General features: G+C 67.5%; 17 protein-coding genes. 14 read left to right on the forward strand and 3 right to left on the reverse strand.

The window, feature by feature from the left end; genetic code table 11:
- Window position 1 precedes the first annotated feature (1 nt).
- The 7 genes from A5663_RS19550 to A5663_RS19580 all read left to right on the forward strand — a co-directional run bounded on the left by A5663_RS19550 (window position 2) and on the right by A5663_RS19580 (window position 7549).
- Window positions 2-1501 (forward strand): MCE family protein, encoded by a 1500-nt coding sequence (locus A5663_RS19550; RefSeq protein WP_068152953.1) that lies wholly within the window; start codon window positions 2-4, stop codon window positions 1499-1501.
- Window positions 1502-1575: 74 nt separating this feature from the next.
- Window positions 1576-2250: an Mce protein gene (locus tag A5663_RS19555; protein ID WP_068152958.1), complete on the forward strand. Its 675-nt coding sequence runs from the start codon at window positions 1576-1578 to the stop codon at window positions 2248-2250.
- The gene (locus A5663_RS19560; RefSeq protein WP_068152961.1) at window positions 2247-2981 is read left to right on the forward strand and encodes a hypothetical protein; all 735 of its coding nucleotides are present in this window, start codon (window positions 2247-2249) and stop codon (window positions 2979-2981) included. Before A5663_RS19555 ends, A5663_RS19560 begins: the two co-directional genes overlap by 4 nt.
- A 3-nt stretch (window positions 2982-2984) precedes the next feature.
- Complete coding sequence (locus tag A5663_RS19565; RefSeq protein ID WP_068152965.1) at window positions 2985-3890, forward strand: alpha/beta fold hydrolase; 906 nt, start codon at window positions 2985-2987, stop codon at window positions 3888-3890.
- A 9-nt stretch (window positions 3891-3899) separates the two neighbouring features.
- The gene (locus A5663_RS19570; RefSeq protein ID WP_068152968.1) at window positions 3900-5156 is read left to right on the forward strand and encodes a WS/DGAT domain-containing protein; all 1257 of its coding nucleotides are present in this window, start codon (window positions 3900-3902) and stop codon (window positions 5154-5156) included.
- A gap of 74 nt (window positions 5157-5230) precedes the next feature.
- Window positions 5231-5764 (forward strand): DoxX family protein, encoded by a 534-nt coding sequence (locus A5663_RS19575; RefSeq protein WP_068152971.1) that lies wholly within the window; start codon window positions 5231-5233, stop codon window positions 5762-5764.
- 42 nt (window positions 5765-5806) lie between these two features.
- Window positions 5807-7549: a DUF3556 domain-containing protein gene (locus tag A5663_RS19580; RefSeq protein ID WP_068152973.1), complete on the forward strand. Its 1743-nt coding sequence runs from the start codon at window positions 5807-5809 to the stop codon at window positions 7547-7549.
- Here A5663_RS19580 and A5663_RS19585 read toward each other — a convergent pair.
- A complete protein-coding gene (locus A5663_RS19585) occupies window positions 7546-8337 on the reverse strand; it encodes a FadR/GntR family transcriptional regulator (RefSeq protein WP_068152977.1) in 792 nt (263 codons plus the stop codon). The genes A5663_RS19580 and A5663_RS19585 overlap by 4 nt on opposite strands.
- Before the next feature lie 150 nt (window positions 8338-8487).
- Between A5663_RS19585 and A5663_RS19590 the strand changes: the two genes are divergently transcribed.
- The 4 genes from A5663_RS19590 to A5663_RS19605 all read left to right on the forward strand — a co-directional run bounded on the left by A5663_RS19590 (window position 8488) and on the right by A5663_RS19605 (window position 14804).
- Window positions 8488-11646 carry an adenylate/guanylate cyclase domain-containing protein gene (locus tag A5663_RS19590; RefSeq protein ID WP_068152980.1) on the forward strand — a complete coding sequence of 1053 codons (3159 nt, stop codon included), beginning with the start codon at window positions 8488-8490 and terminating at the stop codon, window positions 11644-11646.
- A gap of 73 nt (window positions 11647-11719) precedes the next feature.
- Window positions 11720-12865 (forward strand): thiolase family protein, encoded by a 1146-nt coding sequence (locus A5663_RS19595; RefSeq protein ID WP_068152983.1) that lies wholly within the window; start codon window positions 11720-11722, stop codon window positions 12863-12865.
- Window positions 12862-13659, forward strand: a complete 798-nt coding sequence (locus tag A5663_RS19600; RefSeq protein WP_068152986.1) for a crotonase/enoyl-CoA hydratase family protein — start codon at window positions 12862-12864, stop codon at window positions 13657-13659. Before A5663_RS19595 ends, A5663_RS19600 begins: the two co-directional genes overlap by 4 nt.
- Before the next feature lie 2 nt (window positions 13660-13661).
- Window positions 13662-14804, forward strand: coding sequence for an acyl-CoA dehydrogenase family protein (locus A5663_RS19605; protein ID WP_068152989.1), 1143 nt, complete (start codon window positions 13662-13664; stop codon window positions 14802-14804).
- Between the two features lie 97 nt (window positions 14805-14901).
- On the opposite strand, the gene A5663_RS19610 is transcribed toward A5663_RS19605, so the two are convergent.
- Window positions 14902-15633 (reverse strand): fasciclin domain-containing protein, encoded by a 732-nt coding sequence (locus tag A5663_RS19610; RefSeq protein WP_068152992.1) that lies wholly within the window; start codon window positions 15631-15633, stop codon window positions 14902-14904.
- A gap of 140 nt (window positions 15634-15773) precedes the next feature.
- On the opposite strand from A5663_RS19610, the gene A5663_RS19615 reads away from it, so the two are divergent.
- The 3 genes from A5663_RS19615 to A5663_RS19625 are packed head-to-tail and all read left to right on the forward strand — an operon-like array spanning window position 15774 to window position 18200.
- Window positions 15774-16298, forward strand: a complete 525-nt coding sequence (locus A5663_RS19615) for a gamma carbonic anhydrase family protein (protein WP_068152995.1) — start codon at window positions 15774-15776, stop codon at window positions 16296-16298.
- Between the two features lie 34 nt (window positions 16299-16332).
- A complete protein-coding gene (locus A5663_RS19620) occupies window positions 16333-17481 on the forward strand; it encodes an NAD(P)H-binding protein (protein WP_068152999.1) in 1149 nt (382 codons plus the stop codon).
- Window positions 17478-18200, forward strand: a complete 723-nt coding sequence (locus A5663_RS19625) for a CPBP family intramembrane glutamic endopeptidase (protein ID WP_068153002.1) — start codon at window positions 17478-17480, stop codon at window positions 18198-18200. Before A5663_RS19620 ends, A5663_RS19625 begins: the two co-directional genes overlap by 4 nt.
- A 1-nt stretch (window position 18201) precedes the next feature.
- Here A5663_RS19625 and A5663_RS19630 read toward each other — a convergent pair.
- Window positions 18202-19174, reverse strand: a 973-nt coding sequence (locus A5663_RS19630) for an MFS transporter (protein ID WP_156744561.1), incomplete at its 5' end; no start/stop codon positions are given.

Below are 19174 nucleotides of genomic sequence, written 5' to 3' on the forward strand. Positions count from 1 at the left end.
CATGCGAATGACCCGGCGGATCCTCATCCAGATCGCGATCTTCTCCGTCATCGCCGTTGTCGCGCTCGCGATCATGGTCTTCGGCTACATGCGGCTGCCGTCGCTGCTCGGCGTCGGGCAGTACCGCGTCACCCTCCAGTTGCCCGAGACGGGCGGGTTGTATCCGCGCGGCAACGTCACCTACCGCGGCGTGCAGGTCGGCGAAATCAAGAGCGTCGAGCTGACCCGTACCGGCGTACAGGCGGTGCTGTCGCTGAACTCGGGCGTCAAGATCCCCGCCGATCTCGAAGCCGAGGTGCACAGCGTTTCCGCCGTCGGCGAGCAGTTCGTCCAGTTGCTGCCGCGCAGCGGTAACGGCCCGGAGTTGCGAGACGGCGACGTGATCCCGGCGAGCCGCGCAAAAGTGCCGACGGACATCAACGTCGTCCTCAACGACACCACTCGCGGCTTGCAGGCGATTCCGCAGGAGAACCTGAGGACGGTCGTCGACGAGGCCTACGTCGCGGTCGGCGGGCTCGGGCCCGAACTGCGCCGGCTGGTCACCGGAAGCGCGACCCTGGCCATCGACGCCCGCAAGAACCTCGACCCGCTGGTCACCCTCATAGACCAGTCCAAACCGGTGCTGGACACCCAGACCGACACCGCGGGCTCCGTCCAGGCGTGGGCGGCGAACCTGGCGAGCATCACCGGTCAACTGCGCAGCCAGGATCCGGCGCTGGCGGGGATCCTCGAAAGGGCGCCGGGGGCGGCAGATGAGGCGCGCGCGCTGTTCGAGCGGCTGCAGCCGACGCTGCCGATTGTGCTGGCGAACCTGGTGAGCGTCGGCGACGTGGCTGTGGCCTACCAGCCGAGCCTCGAGCAGCTGCTGGTGTTGTTGCCGCAAGGCACCGCGGTCACGCAGGCCGTTGGTGTGCACAAGCGAAACACCAAGCAGGACTACATGGGTGATGCGCTGATCTTCAACCTCAACGCGATCCTGCCTGCGCTGCCCGCGCCGCTGCCGCTGCCTCCGCAGAACCTGCCGCCGCCGTGCACGACCGGGTTCCTGCCGGCCAAGCAGCAGCGGGTGCCGACTTTCGAGGACTATCCCGACCGGCCGAAGGGCGATCTGTATTGCCGCACGCCGCAGGACGCGCCGTTCAACGTGCGCGGCGCCCGCAACCTGCCGTGCATCACGGTGCCCGGCAAGCGTGCTCCGACGTGGCAGCAGTGCGAGAGCGACGAGCAGTACGTGCCGCTCAACGACGGCTACAACTGGAAGGGCGACCCGAACGCCACACTGTCCGGCCAGGCCATTCCGCACGTGCCGCCGGACATTCCGGTCGCTGTGACGCCGCCTCCGCCGGGTACGCCGCCGCTGCCCGTCGCGGCCGCCGAGTACGACCCGGCGACCGGCGAATACGTCGGCCCGGACGGCAAGGTGTACACGCAGTCGAACCTGGCGACCGGGGCGGCGGGGGAGCGGCCGTGGCAGTCGATGCTCGTCCCACCGGGTCGGTGACGCAGAATCCGACGCTATGGTGTGCGGGCACGTAGGTTTGAGCCGACCTGGCCCGCAGCCGTAGAGGAACGTAGATGGCAGACGAAACCACTCCCGCCGAGGAGAAAGCGAGCGAGTCGACGTCAGACGTCGACTCCGCGGCGGACCTCGGCGAGTCGACGGCCCCGGCTGCCGAGCCCGCACCCGAAGTGGACGACGTGGCCGACTACGAGGCCGAAGACGCGGACGAAACCGTCGCCGAACCTGCCCCGGTCAAACGGCGGATGTCGCACCTGCGGTTGGCGACCATCGTGGGACTCGTGCTCGTCGTGGGCCTCGGCGGGCTGGTCGGCTGGCTCGGGTACCGGGCCTACGAGTCCCACAAGGCCGACCAGCTGCAGAAGCTGTTCCTGCAGGTGGGCCGCCAGGGAGCGCTGAACCTCACGACGATCAACTTCGAGCACGCCGATGCCGACGTGCAGCGGGTGCTCGACTCGTCCACCGGGACGTTCTACGACGACTTCCAGAAGCGTGCGGGACCGTTCGTCGAGGTCGTCAAGCAGGCGCAGTCCAAGTCGGAGGGCAAGATCTCCGAGGCGGGTCTGGAGTCGTCCAACGACAACGAGGGGCAGGTGCTGGTGGCCGTCACCGTGAACACCACCAACGCCGGCGCTCCGGAGCAACAGCCACGGGCGTGGCGGATGAGGATCTCGGTGCAGAAGACCGGCGAGGATGAGGCGAAGGTCTCGAACGTGGAGTTCGTACCGTGAGCAGCAGGCACCGACTGCCCAAGCGCAACAAAGACGCCGATGTGACGGCTGAATCCGGCGAGCAGAGCACCGGACAGACCGCCGAGGCGGTCGAGTTGGACACCTCGGCCGCCGAGGAAGTGACGGCGACTCCGGAGCCGGAAACCGAGGTCGAATCGGTGCCAGACGAGACCGAGGACGCCGATGCGGCCGAGTCCGCCGACGAGCCTGCTGACGAGGCGCCCGTCGCCGGCCCGCCCAAGCGGCGGATCAATTGGGCACGCGTCTTCGCCTTCGGAGTGCTGCCGGCCATCGCACTGCTGCTGGCGGGCGCGGCAGGCTACCTGAAATGGGTGGACAACTCCGTACGCAATGCGGAGGCCGCCCGTGACGAAACGGTGCAGGTCGCCAAGGACAGCACCGTCACGATGCTGTCGTACAAGCCGGACACCGTCGAGCAGCAGCTCAACGATGCCCGCAACTTGCTGACCGGCGAGTTCCAGGAGTCCTACACCGGGCTCATCAACGACGTGGTGATCCCCGGCGCGAAGCAGAAGCAGATCTCGGCGGTGGCGTCGGTGCCGGCGGCGGCCTCGGTGTCGGCCGATACCGACAAGGCCGTGGTGCTGGTGTTCGTCAACCAGACCGTGGTCGTCGGCCAGGACGCTCCCACGGACACGGCATCGAGTGTGCGCGTGACGTTGGAGAAGATCGACGGGCGCTGGCTCATCTCCCAATTCGACCCGGTATAAGTCGTGGCGGCGGAACCCGAACTGCTCGACGTCGAGGCTCCGGGGGTGCGGTTGCGTGCGCTGACGTGGGGTGCCGCTGACGCGCCAGTTGCCTTGTGTCTGCACGGCTTTCCCGACACGGCACACGGATGGCGCAAGGTGGCGCCGCTGTTGGCCGACGCCGGCTGGCGGGTGGTGGCGCCGTTCATGCGCGGATACGCGCCGTCGTCGACGGCATCGGACGGCAGCTACCACGTCGGTGCGCTGATGGACGATGCGCTGCGGGTTCTCGACGCCGCCGGGCCGACGGGCCGCGACGTGTTCATCGGTCACGACTGGGGGGCGATCGCGGGTGCCGGTCTTGCCGCGATGCCCGACAGCCCGTTCGCGAAGGCGGTGATCATGTCGGTGCCGCCTGCCGCGACGTTTCGGCCGCTGGGCAAGCTTCCGAACGGCGGCCGACTGGCCGCCCAGTTGCCGCGGCAGCTGCTGCGCAGTTGGTACATCACGTATTTCCAATTGCCTGGGCTTCCCGAACGGTCCGCGTCCTGGGTGGTGCCACGGCTGTGGCGGCAGTGGTCACCCGGTTTCGACGCAGCCGAGGACATCGCCCATGTCAACGAAGCGATCGGAGCGCCGCAGAACTGGCGCGCCGCACTCGGTTACTACCGCGCCACGGTGCGTAACAGCAAGCCGCCCGTGCAGTACGCCGAATTGCACCGGCATTGGCTGTCCGCGCCGCAGCTGCCGACGCTGTACCTGCATGGGCTCGACGACGGTTGTGCGACAGCGGATTACGCGCACTGGGTGCAGCGCGTCCTTCCCGAGGGGAGCCGGGTGGCGACTGTGGAGCGAGCCGGGCACTTCCTGCAGCTGGAACAACCGGATGCGGTGGCCGGTCACATCGTCGACTTCATCGGCCGCACCTAGCCTGGGTGCATGGCCCGTCGACTGGCTGCGGTGGATGCGCAGACTTACTGGATGTCGGCGAAGGTGCCGAGTGACCAGTTCCTGCTCTACGGGTTCGCGGGACCAGTCGCCGATATCCCGGCCGCGGTGGCGCAAATTGGGGCCCGGGCGCGTGACTCGACGGAGTTGCGGCTGCGGGTGCGTGACCGCAATCCGCTGACGTATCCGCGGTGGGTCGTAGGGGACGTGTCGGAGAGCCAGTTCGTCATGCATGCCGCAGGCACCAACTGGTCGCAGTGCCTGGCGGTGGTGGCCGGTTTGGGTGCCGACCAACTCGACGCACGCATCATGTCGTGGCGTCTGCACATCTTCCCGGCCGTCCATGAGCTTCCAGGCACAGGCCTGGGCACGGTCGTCGTGGTCCAGGTCGCGCACGCGTTGGGCGACGGGGTCCGGTCATCGGCGTTGGCGGCGTGGCTGTTGGGGCGCGAGGCTCGAGTCCCTCCGGTGGCGAGTCGGCGGCCCCTGCTGGGGGCGGCCCTGCCGTGGCGCGGTTATCGTGCTGCCCGCGCGCAGCGACAGCTGCTCCGCGATACCGCGGCTGGTCTTGTTGTGCCGCAGGCGGATTTGTGCCCGGCGCTGCGAAGCAACTGTCGGCCTGACGGTGTGCGCAACGTGCGGACGTTGCTCAGGCGACGGGCAGAGTTGCCCGATCCGACGGTGACCGTCGGCGTGCTGGCGGCGGTCTCGACGGCGTTGTCGGCACATCTGCGCGAACTCGGCGATGACGCGTCGCACCTGCGTGCCGAGGTACCGATGGCGAAGGCCGGTGTGCGCCAGGCGAACAACCACTTCGGCAATGTCGGTGTCGGCCTGCATCCCGACTTGGCCCACGACGCGCGTGTGCAGCAGATCGCTCACGAACTTGCGCAGCGGCGCCGGCGGGCAGCCCACCCGGCATTCGCGGCCTCCGACCGCGCGTCTGGGGCAGTGCCCGCCGCGCTGATACGTTGGGGTGTGGCGCATTTCGACGCTACGACGCGGTCCGCTACGGTCACCGGCAACACCGTGGTGTCGAGTGTCAACCGCGGTCCGGCCGATGTGCACTTCGGTGGGACGCCCGTCGTGTTGACGGCCGGTTACCCCGGCCTGTCCCCGATGATGGGGCTGACCCACGGCGTGCACGGCATCGGTGACACGATCGCGATCAGCGTGCACGCGGCGGAGTCGGCGATCGGCGACATCGACGCGTACGTCGAGCGGCTGGCTGCGGCGCTCGTGCCCTGACCCGCGCACTGTGTTCGGGGTTTCGTGGCATGGGGCTGGGCAACGGCTTAACACATGGCCTAGATTTTGTAGCTATGACTGCCTACGACTCAGCGTTGGATTTCGGCTTGCTGTTCCTGCGAGTGGTGCTGGGCGTGACGATGGCCGCGCACGGCTACAACAAGTTCTTCGGCGGCGGCCGGATACCCGGCACGGCCGGCTGGTTCGAGAGTATCGGCATGAAGCCGGGCACCTTCCATGCCCGGGTCGCTGCGACCACCGAGATGGCCGCGGGTCTGGGCCTGGCTGTCGGGCTGCTGACACCGGTGCCTGCCGCGGGCTTCGTCGCGCTGATGCTCGTCGCGGCCTGGACCGTGCACCGGGCGAACGGCTTTTTCATCGTCAAGGAGGGCTGGGAGTACAACCTGATCCTGGCGACGACGGCCGTCGCGATCGCGACCATCGGTGCGGGCAAGTACAGCCTCGACTACCTGCTGTTCCGCGACACCGGTTTCGCCGATCTGCTGCACGGGTGGTGGGGATTCGTGATCGCGCTCGGTCTGGGCCTGCTGGGAGGCATCGGCCAGCTGGCGATCTTCTACCGGCCGCCGGCCAAGACCGACGCCTGAACCGCTTCTGCGTAGCTAGAACACGTTCTAATCTGTCATGCCATGGGGTTCTTGAAGCAGGACGCGCCCGTCGTCGACTTCGAGCAGTGGAACAAGGGCACCCGCGCCGAGAAGATCGTGCCGATGGCACGGCACTGGGCCGAGGTGGGCTTCGGGACGCCGGTCGTCCTGCACCTCTTCTACGTCGTGAAGATCCTGCTCTACATCCTGGGCGCCTGGCTGGTGGCGCTGACGACCACCGGTGTCGACGGGTTCACCAACGTGGCCGCCTGGTACAACGAGCCGATCGTGTTCGAGAAGGTCGTGCTGTACACGATGCTCTTCGAGGTCGTCGGGCTGGGTTGCGGGTTCGGGCCGCTGAACAACCGGTTCTTCCCGCCGATGGGCTCGATCCTCTACTGGCTGCGGCCGAAGACGATCCGATTGCCGCCGTGGCCCACCCGCGTCCCGCTGACCAGAGGGGACACCCGCACGCCCTTCGATGCGCTGTTGTACGCGGCGCTGCTGATCCTGCTCGTCGTGGCGTTGTCATCCGACGGCACGGGCCCCATACCTGCACTCGGCACGACGGTGGGCGTGTTGCCGGTGTGGCAGATCGCGGCCATCCTCGGTGTCCTCGCGGTTCTCGGCCTGCGTGACAAGGTGATCTTCCTGGCCGCGCGAGGTGAGGTCTACGCCTCGCTGGCGGCGTGCTTCCTGTTCGCCGGTGCGGACATCATCATCGCGGCCAAACTGGTGTGCCTGGTGATCTGGCTGGGTGCCGCGACGTCGAAGCTCAACAAGCACTTCCCGTTCGTCATCTCGACGATGATGAGCAACAACCCGGTGTTCCGGCCGAAGTGGATCAAACGCAAGTTCTTCGAACACTTCCCGGACGATCTGCGGCCCGGCCGGCGGTCACGCTGGCTGGCGCATTTCAGCACGGCGATCGAAGGACTGGTCCCGCTGGTGTTGTTCTTCTCGCCCGGCGGTTGGCCGACGTACATCGCGGCGTTCGTGATGCTGGTGTTCCACTTCGGCATCCTGTCGTCGATCCCGATGGGGGTGCCGCTGGAATGGAACGTCTTCATGATGTTCTCGGTGCTGGCGTTGTTCGTCGGGCACACCGACATCGGCCTCGGCGATCTGCAGAGCCCGTGGCCGATCGTCTTGTTCGCGGTCGTCGCGGGCACCGTCGTCACGGGAAACCTGTTCCCGCGCAAGGTGTCCTTCCTGCCCGGCATGCGGTACTACGCGGGCAACTGGGACACCGGGCTGTGGTGTGTGAAGCCGTCGGCAGCGGCGAAGATCGAGCAGAACATCGTCTCGATCGCGAGCATGCCACAGGCGCAGATGGAGCGGTACTACGGCAGCCCGGAAACTGCGCAGATGTACCTCTACATGGGATATGCCTTCCGCGCCTTCAACACTCACGGCCGTGCGATGTTCACGCTCGCGCACCGGGCGATGGCGGGCCTCGACGAGGACGACTACGTGCTCACCGACGGCGAGCGGATCTGCAGCACCGCGATCGGCTGGAACTTCGGTGACGGCCACATGCACAGCGAACAGTTGATCGCCGCGCTGCAGAAACGTTGCCAGTTCGAACCGGGCGAGATCCGCGTCGTGCTGATCGACGGGCAACCGATTCACCGCCAGACCCAGCAGTACCGCTTGGTGGACGCCGCCACAGGGGAATTCGAGCGGGGATACTTCCGGGTCGCTGACGTGGTGACGCGGCAACCGTGGGATGACACCGTGCCCGTACAGGTGACCTGGCAACGGGACAGCGCGGACGCCCCCTAGCCCATGACGTCGCGGACCTTGACGTCCTCGAGGCCCTGCAGGAGCAGATCGCGCGCGGTGTCCAGGTGTTTGCGCCAGTGCGCTTCGGCGGCCGCGCCATCCCCGGACCGCAACAGCTGCATCAGCTTTCGGTATGACCGCATCAGCTTGTCGTAATCGGCCTTGGAGACCGGTCGGCGCTCCTTGAACAGAAACGCGTTGTGGCGCACCGTGATCTCCTGCAGCATCCCGGCGATGATGGACAGCGTCGCGTTACCCGACAGCTCGACGACGCGCAGGTGAAAGTCGCCGGTCGTCTCGGCGAGGCTGTCGGTCTGCCAACCGGACGGCACGTGTTCTTCGAGCATCGTGTCCAGCTCGTCGAAAGCCTCGGCGGATCCGCTCTCGGCCAGCAGCCGCACCGCCATCGGCTCGATGCCCGAGCGCGCCGTCATCAGATCGGCGATCGTCGCACCGGACAACTCGAGCAGCAGGCCGGCGGGACGGGCGACGATCTCGGGACCGGGCACCCGGACGCGGGCGCCGGTACGCGAGCCGCGCCGAACCTCGACCAGGCGCTCGGACTCCAGTACGCGCACCGCCTCGCGCAAGGTGGGCCGGCTCACCCCGAAGTGCGCCATCAGCTCGGCCTCGTTGGGCAGGAAGTCGCCGTCCTTGAGCTGCCCGTCGACCACCATGCGGCGCAGCGTTCCCGCGACGAGCTCGGCCGTCTTCGGCGACCGGACCGTCGTTCCCGCACCGACGCCATCCGGGCCGATCATCGGCGCCAGCGGTGTACTCCCAGCCACTCCCACTCCCACGACACGTAAGCCGACCGGACGGCCAGCTGTGCAACTCAGTAAACCATGTCGAGGGTTCAACCAGTCGGGGGCGCGCATATGCGCAGGTAACTACCGTTTTGCCACGGTAGCCGTGTCGGCGGTGACACGATAGCTGCCATGACGGCGTGCGGGGCCTGCGCCAGCGAGGTGCAGGACGACGCGAAGTTCTGCCACCAGTGCGGAGCGCCGATCGCCGCGCAGACGCCCGCTGAATACAAGCAGGTGACTGTACTTTTCGCCGACGTCGTACGGTCGATGGACATCGCCGCCGAGGTCGGGCCGGAGCGGCTGCGTGAAATCATGTCCGAACTCGTCGACCTCGCGACGAAGGTGGTGCGCCGCTACGGCGGCACCGTCGACAAATTCACCGGCGACGGCATCATGGCGGTGTTCGGCGCCCCAGCCACGCTGGAGGACCACGCTTTTCGCGCTTGCCTCGCGGCACTCGACATCCAGGCCGAGACCAAGCTCGAACTTCGAATCGGCCTGAACTCCGGGCAGGTCATCACCGGGGAAATCGGTTCTGCCGCATTGGGTTACACCGCGATCGGCGCCCAAGTCGGCATGGCACAACGCATGGAGGCCGTCGCGCCGCCGGGTGCAGTGATGCTCAGCGATTCCACGGCCCGCCTCGTCGAGAACACGGTCGCGCTCGCCGCTCCAGAACTGGTGTTTATCAAGGGGGCTGACGCACCGGTATCCGCGCGACGGTTGCTGGCCGTCACTGAGCAGAGGCCGCAGCGCCGCAGTGAATCGACGCTGGTCGGCCGCAGTTGGGAGCTCAACACCGTCACCTCGCTCCTCGACGAAGCGGTGAGCGGCGCGGGATGTGTCGTCACCTTCGCGGGTCCGGCCGGGATCGGCAAGAGTCGGCTTGTCCGTGAAGCATCGGCGCTGGCAAGCAATCGTGGGGTGCCTGTCTTCACCACCTACTGCGAGTCACATACCACCGACATTCCGTTCCGCGCTGTCAGTCGGTTGCTGCGTGCGGCGCTGGGGATCGAGGCCTTCGACGCAGTCACGGCCGGTGAGCAGATCCGAGCGCAGTTTTCCGACGCCGATCCCGATGACGTATTGCTGCTGGAGGATCTCCTCGGCTTGCGTGATGCCACCGCAATGCTGCCCGAAGTTGCCGCAGAAGCACGGCGCAGGCGGCTGACGAGCCTGATCAACGCCGCGTCACTCGCTCGTGCCGAACCGGCGGTTTATGTGATCGAGGACGCCCACTGGATCGACGAGGCCAGCGAGTCGCTGCTGGCGGATTTCCTCTCGGTGGTTCCCCAGACACCCTCGCTGACACTCATCACGCATCGGCCCGAATACGACGGACCACTAGCCCGGCTGGCCGGCGCCCAGAATCTCGTCCTGCGTCCGTTGACCAACACCCAGGCATCCACGCTGACCGTCGAACTGCTGGGCAGCGACCCCTCCGTTCACGAACTCGCCGACCTGGTCTGCAGCCGTGCCGGCGGGAATCCGTTCTTCTCAGAGGAAATCGTTCGCGACCTGACCGAACGTGGCGTCATCGGCGGTCAGCCCGGCAGCTACCGCCTGCAGGCCGACATCGTCGACGCGAACGTCCCGGCCACGTTGCAGGCGACCATCGGTGCCCGCATCGACCGGCTCGAGCCCGTGGCGAAGACCACGCTGAATGCCGCGGCGGTCATCGGCGCGCGGTTCGAGGAAGACATGTTGAGGCTTCTCGTCGACGGTCCGGATCTGCAGCCGCTGATCGAGGCGCAGCTCATCGACCGAGTCGCGTTCGGCCCACGCCCGGAATATGCGTTCAGGCATCCGCTGATCCGTGCGGTCGCGTCTGAGTCGCAACTCAAATCCGATCGGGCGCAACGACACCGGGCGCTGGCGAGCGCACTCGAGGGGCGAGGGTTGACCGACGAGTACGCGTCGCTGATTGCTGAACACCTGGAGGCGGCGAGCGATCTCCACGCCGCATACGCCTGGCATATGCGTGCCGGTGGCTGGTCGATCTCCCGCGATATCACCGCGGCGCGGACGAGCTGGAGTCGGGCGTGCCAGGTGGCCGACCGGTTGCCCGATGATGACCCCGACCGAATGTCGATGCGCATCGCACCCCGCGCCATGCTCCTGGGAACGGTGTGGCGGGTCGGCAGTATCGAGCCGGACGATCGGAGCTACGTCGAGTTGCGCGAGTTGTGCGCTGCCGCAGGTGATTCGGTGTCTTTAGCGGCCGGTATGGCGGGTCTGGTTGCGGCGCAGTCGAACACCATTCGTAGCGAGGAAGCGTCGGAACTAGGCACCGAGCTCGTCCGCCTGCTCGAATCGATCGGCGATCCCGCGGTCACGGCCGCTTTGGCCGGCGGGGCCATCGGCGCCAAGTTCGAGACTGCCGAGCTTGCAGAAGTGCTGCGGCTGGCGGAATGGATTGTCGCATCGTCGGGCGCAGAACCGGGCGACGCTGACACTTTCCAAATCATGCCGCACGGCGATGTATTCGCGTCGCGGGGAATGGCGCGCTGCTATCTCGGCCTGCCCGGGTGGCGGGAAGACTTGGAGCAGGGCCTGTCCTTGGCCAGGCGAGTCGACCCCGCGAAGGCGCGGACCATCGATCCCTTCGTGGTGGCCAGCGTGATGTATCACGCGCGGATTCATCCCATCGCGAACGGGGTGATGATCCCTACTGTCGAGATACTCCGCGAGACAGAAGAGATCTTGGCGCTCGCCGAGCAATTCTCCGAGGACCTCGGGCTGTACTTGGCGAAACTCGCCCGCGGGGTGGCGCTCGTGCATTGCGTGAGCACCGAGGAGCGGGCGGCCGGTCTGGAGATCTTGTCCAAGGTGCGCGACGCCTCCTTTCGTGAACGGTTCGCCGCGGACGACTGGCCGGTCGTCGATGCGTTCATTGCCAGGGAGATGGCCGCCAGGGGCGAGCTCGACGGCGCCATCAGGATTGCGCGGTCGGTCGTCGACGACTACTTCACTATCGGCCACATCGTCTGGATGCCGATGTGCGTCGGGGTCCTCGTGGAAGCGTTGGTACAGCGAGGTGACGCGAGCGACCTCGCAGATGCGCAACGAGCCATCGAGCGTTTGGCCGCGCTCCCCACCGATACGGGATACGTGCTGAATGAACTCTGGGGACTGCGGCTGCGTACTCTGCTCGCGAAAGCCCGCGCCGATACCGAAGCGTTCGGGGAACTCGCGGGTCGCTACCTCCGAATGGCGACCGAACTCGACTTCGAAGGGCATGTCGCCATGGCCCGGGAGCTGGCCCGCCCTCTGCCTACCAACCAGTAGGTTGACCTAGTAAACTTTGTTCCACTACGTTCGGGGAAACCCGGGTGGAATCCACATTCGAAGGAGAAGTGTCATGGCTGAAGCCGTCATCGTCGAGGCAGTGCGGTCGCCCGTCGGGAAACGCAACGGCGGGCTGTCGGGTGTCCACCCGGCGGAACTGTCCGCGCAGGTGCTCAACGGTCTCGTGGAGCGGGCGGGTGTCGACCCGGCGCTCGTCGACGACGTGATCTGGGGCTGCGTCATGCAGGCCGGCGAGCAGGCGCTCGACATCGGCCGCACCGCGCTGCTCGCCGCGGGCTGGCCGGAGAGCGTGCCCGGCGTGACAGTGGATCGCCAGTGCGGTTCGAGCCAGCAGTCCATCCACTTCGCCGCCGCTGGTGTGATCGCCGGCCACTACGACGTCGTCGTCGCCGGCGGTGTGGAGTCGATGTCGCGCACGCCGATGGGCGCCTCGCTGGCCAACGGCGGCAACCCGTATCCGCAGAGCTTCAAGGACCGCTACCGCCAGACACCGAACCAGGGCATCGGCGCCGAGATGATCGCCGAGCAGTGGGGCCTCGACCGCACCATGCTCGACGAGTTCTCCCTCGGCTCGCACGAGAAGGCCGCCGCCGCGCAGGATTCCGGCGCGTTCGACGATCAGATCGTCGCGATCAAGGACCAAGAAGGCAACCCGGTGCTCAAGGACGAGGGCATCCGCCGCGGCACCACCATCGAGAAGATGGGTCAGCTCAAGCCCGCCTTCCGCGAGGACGGCGTGATCCACGCCGGCAACTCGTCGCAGATCTCCGACGGCTCGGCCGCGATCCTGTTCATGTCCGCCGAGAAGGCCAGTGAACTCGGACTCAAGCCGATCGCGAAGGTGCACACCGCGACGCTGGCCGGCGCCGACCCGGTGATCATGCTGACCGCGCCGATTCCCGCCACGCAGAAGGCGCTCAAGAAGTCCGGCCTGCGGCTCGAGGACATCGGCGTGTTCGAGGTCAACGAGGCGTTCGCTCCCGTTCCGATGGCGTGGCTGAAGGACATCGGCGCCGACGAGAAGAAGCTGAACCCCAACGGCGGCGCGATCGCGATCGGGCACCCGCTGGGCGGCTCCGGTGCACGCATCATGACGACGATGCTCTATCACATGCGCGACAAGGGAATTCAGTACGGTCTGCAGACCATGTGCGAGGGTGGCGGCCAGGCCAACGCCACCATCATCGAACTGCTGTGACCTCAGACGTCCAAGCGCCCGCCGCTCTCGCCGAGCGGCGGGGCAACGTCATGGTGATCACGCTCAACCGGCCCGAGGCCCGCAACGCGGTCAACAGCGCGGTGAGCACCGCGGTGGGCGACGCCCTTCAGGAGGCGCAGGACGATCCCGAGGTGCGCGCGGTCGTCATCACCGGGGCCGGCGAATCGTTCTGTGCTGGAGCCGATCTCAAGGCGATCTCGCGTCGCGAGAACCTGTTTCACCCCGAGCACGGCGAGTGGGGCTTCGCCGGGTATGTGCACCACTACATCGACAAGCCGACCATCGCCGCAGTCAACGGCACCGCGCTGGGCGGCGGCACCGAACTGGCGCTCGCCAGCGACCTGGTGGTCGCCGAGGAACGCGCGAAATTCGGTCTGCCGGAGGTGAAGCGGGGACTCATCGCCGCCGCCGGCGGGGTGTTCCGCATCGTCGACCATCTGCCGCGCAAGGTCGCGATGGAGCTGCTGTTCACCGGCGAGCCGATGTCGTCGGCCGACGCGCTGAAATGGGGGCTGATCAACCAGGTCGTGCCCGACGGCACCGCGGTCGAGGCGGCGCTCGCACTGGCCGACCGGATCACCTGCAACGCCCCGCTGGCCGTGTGGGCGAGCAAGCGCGTGGCGATGGGTGTCGACGACGGTGTCATCACCGGCGACGAAGCCGGATGGACACGAACAATGCGGGAGATCGGGACGCTGATCCGTTCCGAGGACGCCAAGGAAGGACCGCTGGCATTCGCCGAGAAGCGCCAGCCTGTTTGGAAGGCCAAGTAACAGTGAAGAGAACGATTTTCGACGCCGAGCACGAGGCGTTCCGCGAGACCGTCCGCGAGTACATCGAGCGCGAACTCGTCCCCAATCAGGAGAAGTGGGAGACCGAGCGCATCGTCGACCGCTCGGCGTACACCGCGGCAGGCAAGTACGGGCTGATCGGGTTCAACATGCCCGAGGAGTTCGGGGGCGGCGGATCCGACGACTTCCGCTTCAACGCGATCATCGACGAGGAGATGGCGCGGTCGGGCGCACACGGTCCGGCGCTGAGCCTGCACAACGACGTCGTCGGCCCGTACTTCAAGGACCTGACCAACGACGAGCAGAAGAAGCGGTGGCTGCCCGGCATCGCCAGCGGCGAGACCATCATCGCGGTGGCGATGACCGAACCCGGCGCGGGCAGCGATCTCGCCGGCATCCGCACGTCCGCGGTGCGCGACGGTGACGACTGGATTGTCAACGGCTCCAAGACATTCATCTCGTCGGGCATCAACTGCGACCTCGTCGTCGTGGTGGCCCGCACCGACCCCGAAGCCGGCCACAAAGGCTTCACGCTTCTGGTCGTCGAGCGCGACATGGAGGGCTTCAGCCGCGGCCGCAAGCTCGACAAGATGGGCCTGCACTCGCAGGACACCTCCGAGCTGCATTTCGAGAACGTGCGGGTGCCGGGCGCCAACGTGCTGGGCAAAGAGGGTCGCGGGTTCTACCACCTGATGACCAACCTGCCGTCGGAGCGGTTGTCGATCGCGATCTCAGCGATCGCCGGCGCCCGCGCGGTCTTCGACGAGACGCTGCAATACACCAAGGACCGCAAGGCATTCGGGCAACCGATCGGCAGCTTCCAGCACAACCGCTTCCTGCTCGCCGAGATGGAGACCGAACTCGAGGTCACCGAGAACTACATCGACCGTTGCCTGCGTGCCGTCGTCGACGGTGAGCTGACCGCGGTCGAGGCCGCCAAGGCCAAGTGGTGGGCCACCGAGGTCGCCAAGAAGGTGGTCGACAGCTGCGTGCAGCTGCACGGCGGCTACGGCTACATGCTGGAGTACCGCGTCGCCCGGGCCTACGTCGACGGACGCATCCAGACGATCTTCGGTGGCACCACCGAGATCATGAAGGAGATCATCGGCCGCGACTTGGGGGTCTAAGCGGGCTGGCCGGCGTGGCGTCTAACTCCTCGAGGCCGACGTTTCGGCGGATTGCACTCGCACTTTTCCGCCAAAACGTCGGTTTGGGCGAACGAGATCAGGCGGGCTGGCCGCTGCTGGTGGTGGTGGTCGTCGTGGTTGTCGTCGTCGTCTCGGACGTCGACGTGCCCGACGGCGTCACCGCCGTCGGCGGCTTGGCCGGGTCGAGCACCGCGTCGATCAGGTAGATCCGGGCATTCGCCGCCTGGATGCCACCGCAGACCACCTTGGCGGTGTCGTTGATCTTGACGTCGGCGTTCTCGCCCGTCACCTTGATCTCCGCGCCCTGCTGCGTGGGCCGCTGCCCCTTGACGTCCTTCGGGCCGAGGAGCCCGAGGAACACGTGGTAGTAGTCGAAGTCCGTCAGCGCCGCCGGGTTGGCCTTCAGTGCGTCGAGCTGGGCGGGCGGCAGCGCGGCGAACGCCTCGTTCGTCGGCGCGAAGACCACGTACGGCCCGTTCTCCAGCACCGGCACCACGTTGACCGCCGGGTTGAAGCCGCCCGAGATCGCGGAGTAGAAGGTGCTGGCGTCGGGGATGGCCTGCAGCGCCCGGCCGACGGGCAGGGTCTTCAGCGACTTCCAGTCCGGCACGGCTTCCTTGAACGCGTCGCAGCCCTTGCCCTCAGGGTTGGGGATCTCGGCCTCTACCGACGTGGTGGGCGTGGTCGGCGTGGCCGGCTGCGCGGGCGCCGGCGGATCGGCGTACGCGGTGACGGCCAGCGGCACCGAAAGGGCGATCGCCGCGATGCCGGTCGCGGCGCCGATGGCTTTGCTGGTGCTGGTCTTCACTTACGGCTCCTCAGCTAGACAGGTCGCAACGCATGTTAGAGGCAGTCGCGCGCCAGCACCAAAGTCGTCACCTCGCCAAACGCTGCCGGCAACCGGTGTGACCTGCACATTGCCGAACTGCCCACACTACGATGGCCCGCATGCCTGAACCGCTGATCGTCCCCATTCGTGGTCGCGCGCCTGCGCTGCATGCCGAAGCCTGGGCGGCCCCGAACGCAAGCCTGATCGGACAGGTGACGCTCGCGGCACGGGCCAGCGTCTGGTACGGCGCGACGCTGCGTGCAGAGGTCGAACCCATCGACATCGGCTTCGGCACCAACATCCAGGACGGCGTGACCATCCACGTCGATCCGGAGTTCCCGGTCAGCATCGGCGCCGAAGTCAGCGTCGGGCACAACGCCGTACTGCACGGCTGCGTCGTCGAGGACGGCGCACTCATCGGCATGGGTGCGGTCATCCTCAACGGCGCGACGATCGGCCAGGGATCGCTCATCGCCGCCGGCGCCGTGGTGCCCCAAGGTTTCGCGGTGCCGCCGCGGTCACTGGTCGCGGGCGTGCCGGCGAAGGTGCGCCGCGACCTGAGCGACGCCGAGGTCAACCACAATCGGTACAACGCGCAGGTCTACCAGCACCTCATCGATCTGCACCGCGACGCGACGGCCTAGATTCTCCAGGGCCCAATCCGGGTACAGGCGTACCGTGAAACGTCTGCGCACCCTGGTGACCGGCGCCACCGGTTACGTCGGCTCCCGGCTCGTCACTGCCCTGCTCTCCGAGGGCCATGACGTGGTCGCGGCAAGCCGAAACCCCGACAGGCTCGCGGATTTCGGTTGGCAGGACCGCGTCACCACCGTTGCGATGGACGCCCATGACGAGGCTTCGGCGCGATCGGCATTCGCCGACGCCGGCCACGTCGACGTCCTCTACTACCTGGTGCACGGCATCGGGCAGCCGGACTTCCGGGAAGCGGACAACCGCGCGGCGGAGAACGTGGCGCGGGCAGCCAAGGAGGCCGGCGTCCGGCGAATCGTGTATCTGGGCGGGTTCGTGCCCGACGGCGACGACCTGTCCGAGCATCTGGCCAGCCGTGCCGAAGTCGCCGAGGCGCTGCATGTCGAGGACGGAGCCGACGTCGTGTGGCTGGGTGCGGCGATCATCATCGGGGCGGGTTCGACGTCCTTCGAGATGCTGCGATACGTGGGCGACCGGTTCGTCGTCATCCCGATGCCCTCATGGTCGGCCAATCCGATCGACCCGATCTCGATCTGTGACGTGCTGCACTACCTCGTCGCGGCCGCCGACACCGAGCGGGTGCCCGCCGGGGCGTACGACATCACCGGCGCTGAGACCACGTCGTACGGCGATCTGCTGCGGACCTACGCGCGCATCGCCGGCAAGTGGCGCGCTGAACTGCCGGTCAATGGCGTCGACACCGGGCTCGTGTCCTGGGTGACGGCGGCGGTGCTGCCGGTGCCGGGCGGACTGGCAGCCGACCTGGTCCAGTCGCTGGATCACCCGATGATGGCTTCGGAGACCCGGCTGCGCGACATCGTCCCCGACCCGCCGGGCGGCCTGATCGGGATTGAGGACGCAATCAAGCGCGCGCTCGGAAGCCGCGGGCGAAGGCCCGTCGACGAGCTCACCGACCTGCACCACCTCGCCGACACCGACCCCGGCTGGGCCGGCGGGGACACGCTGCGCCTGCGACAGGTGGCCGGTGCCGTCACGCCGGACCTCGTCCGGCCCGCGCTCGGGCTCATCGGCGTCGTCCCCGGCCCCGTCGCCGGGGCGGTGCGCACCGGGTTGGACACGCTGCTGCATCTGGTACCCAAGGTGAGCCCGGCATGACGGACACGACGCAGAACCGCCCCGGGTTCCTGCAAGAGGTCCGCGAGATCGCCATGACGGCCGCGGTGCCCCACCACGAGCCGCCCGCCACCGTCAAGCGCCGCCGCATCATCGTCGCCGTGGTATTGGTCATCGGCGCTGCGCTGCTGGGCTATTCGCTGACCCGACCGCCGGGCGACGACTCGTTCTACTGGTTGACGCTGGCGCTGGCCGGCGTGTGGGCCCTCGGTTCGTTTCTCTCCGGACCGCTGCACCTGGGCTGCGTGAAGTTCCGTGGCCGAAACCAGCGGCCGGTGATCACCGGCACCGCAATCGGATTGGCGATGGGCGGGGCGTTCGTCGTCGGGGGCCTGATCGCGCGCGAGATCCCGGCAGTGCGCGAATACATCACGCGGGTACTGGAATTCGCGGATTACGGACCGCTGCTGCTCGTCACCTTCATCACCGTCATCAACGGACTGGCGGAGGAGATGTTCTTCCGCGGTGCGCTCTACACCGCGCTGGGCCGGTTCCATCCGGTGCTGATCTCGACCGTCGTCTACGTCGTCGCGACATCCGCGACGACCGGCAACCCGATGCTCGGCTTCGCCGCGATCATCCTCGGTGCGGTGTGCGCGCTGGAGCGCCGAGCGACCGGCGGCATCCTCGCACCCATGCTCACCCACTTCTTCTGGGGCCTGGTCATGGTGCTCGCTCTGCCGCCGATCTTCGGCGTCTAGCTCACCGCAGCGGGTGCGCCACCTCGTCGCGCCGCATCCCGGCCGCCCACAGCGCGACCGCTGCAAGTAGCACCGGGACGGCGCCCGCGACGAGGAAGATCGTCTGCATCGAAACGACTTTCGACAGCGGACCCACCACCGCGAACGACACCGGCATGAACGCCAGCGAGACGAAGAAGTCCAGGCTCGAGACGCGGCCCAACATCGCAGTCGGTACCCGTCGCTGCAGCAGCGTGCCCCAGATGACCATGCCGGCGCCGTCGGTGAACCCGATGGCGAGGGTCGCGACCGCCATCCACGGGAACGAGGCGGTGAAGCCCACCACGATCAGCGGGATGGCGCCGAAGCCCCACATCGCCATCATCACCGACAGGTAGCGGCGCGGCATCCGGCGCGACGACACCGCGAGCGCGCCCAGAGCGCTGCCCACGCCGAAGAACGCCAGGATGAAACCGTATGCCCGTGCGCCGTCGGCGAATCGGTCCTTCGCGATGAACGGCAGCAACACCTCGATCGGCCCCAGCACCACCAGCACGAAAACGCTCGCGAACAGCAGCGTCCACAGCAGCCACGGCGTGCCGAGCACGAAGACGAAGCCGTCGCGCAGATCCCGCATCACGCGCGGGCGGGAATCCTGCTGGGGTGCAACGGTTCTGAGTGCCGGCCTGGTTCCGATCAGCAGCAGCAGGCCCGCCGCGAGCAGGACGGCCACCGAAACGGCGCCGGCGGCCGGGAACGTCGCGCCGACCACCACGCCGGCGACGGCTGGGCCGACGGCGCGCTGGGGATTGCAGCCGCGTTCTTCTTCCCCGCCTACAGCGCGATCCTGCCGCGGATTCTGCCCGCCGAACAACTGCTCGCGGCCAACGGTGTCGAAGGCGTTGTGCGACCGGTGTTCCAGCGCGCCGTCGGCCCAGCCGTCGCCGGCGTGGTGGTCGGCGCGACGTTCCCGGCCGCCGGCGCCGTTTCGGTGG

Origin of the sequence: Mycobacterium sp. E740 (assembly GCF_001672895.1) — a bacterium.
Classification (GTDB): Bacteria; Actinomycetota; Actinomycetes; order Mycobacteriales; family Mycobacteriaceae; genus Mycobacterium.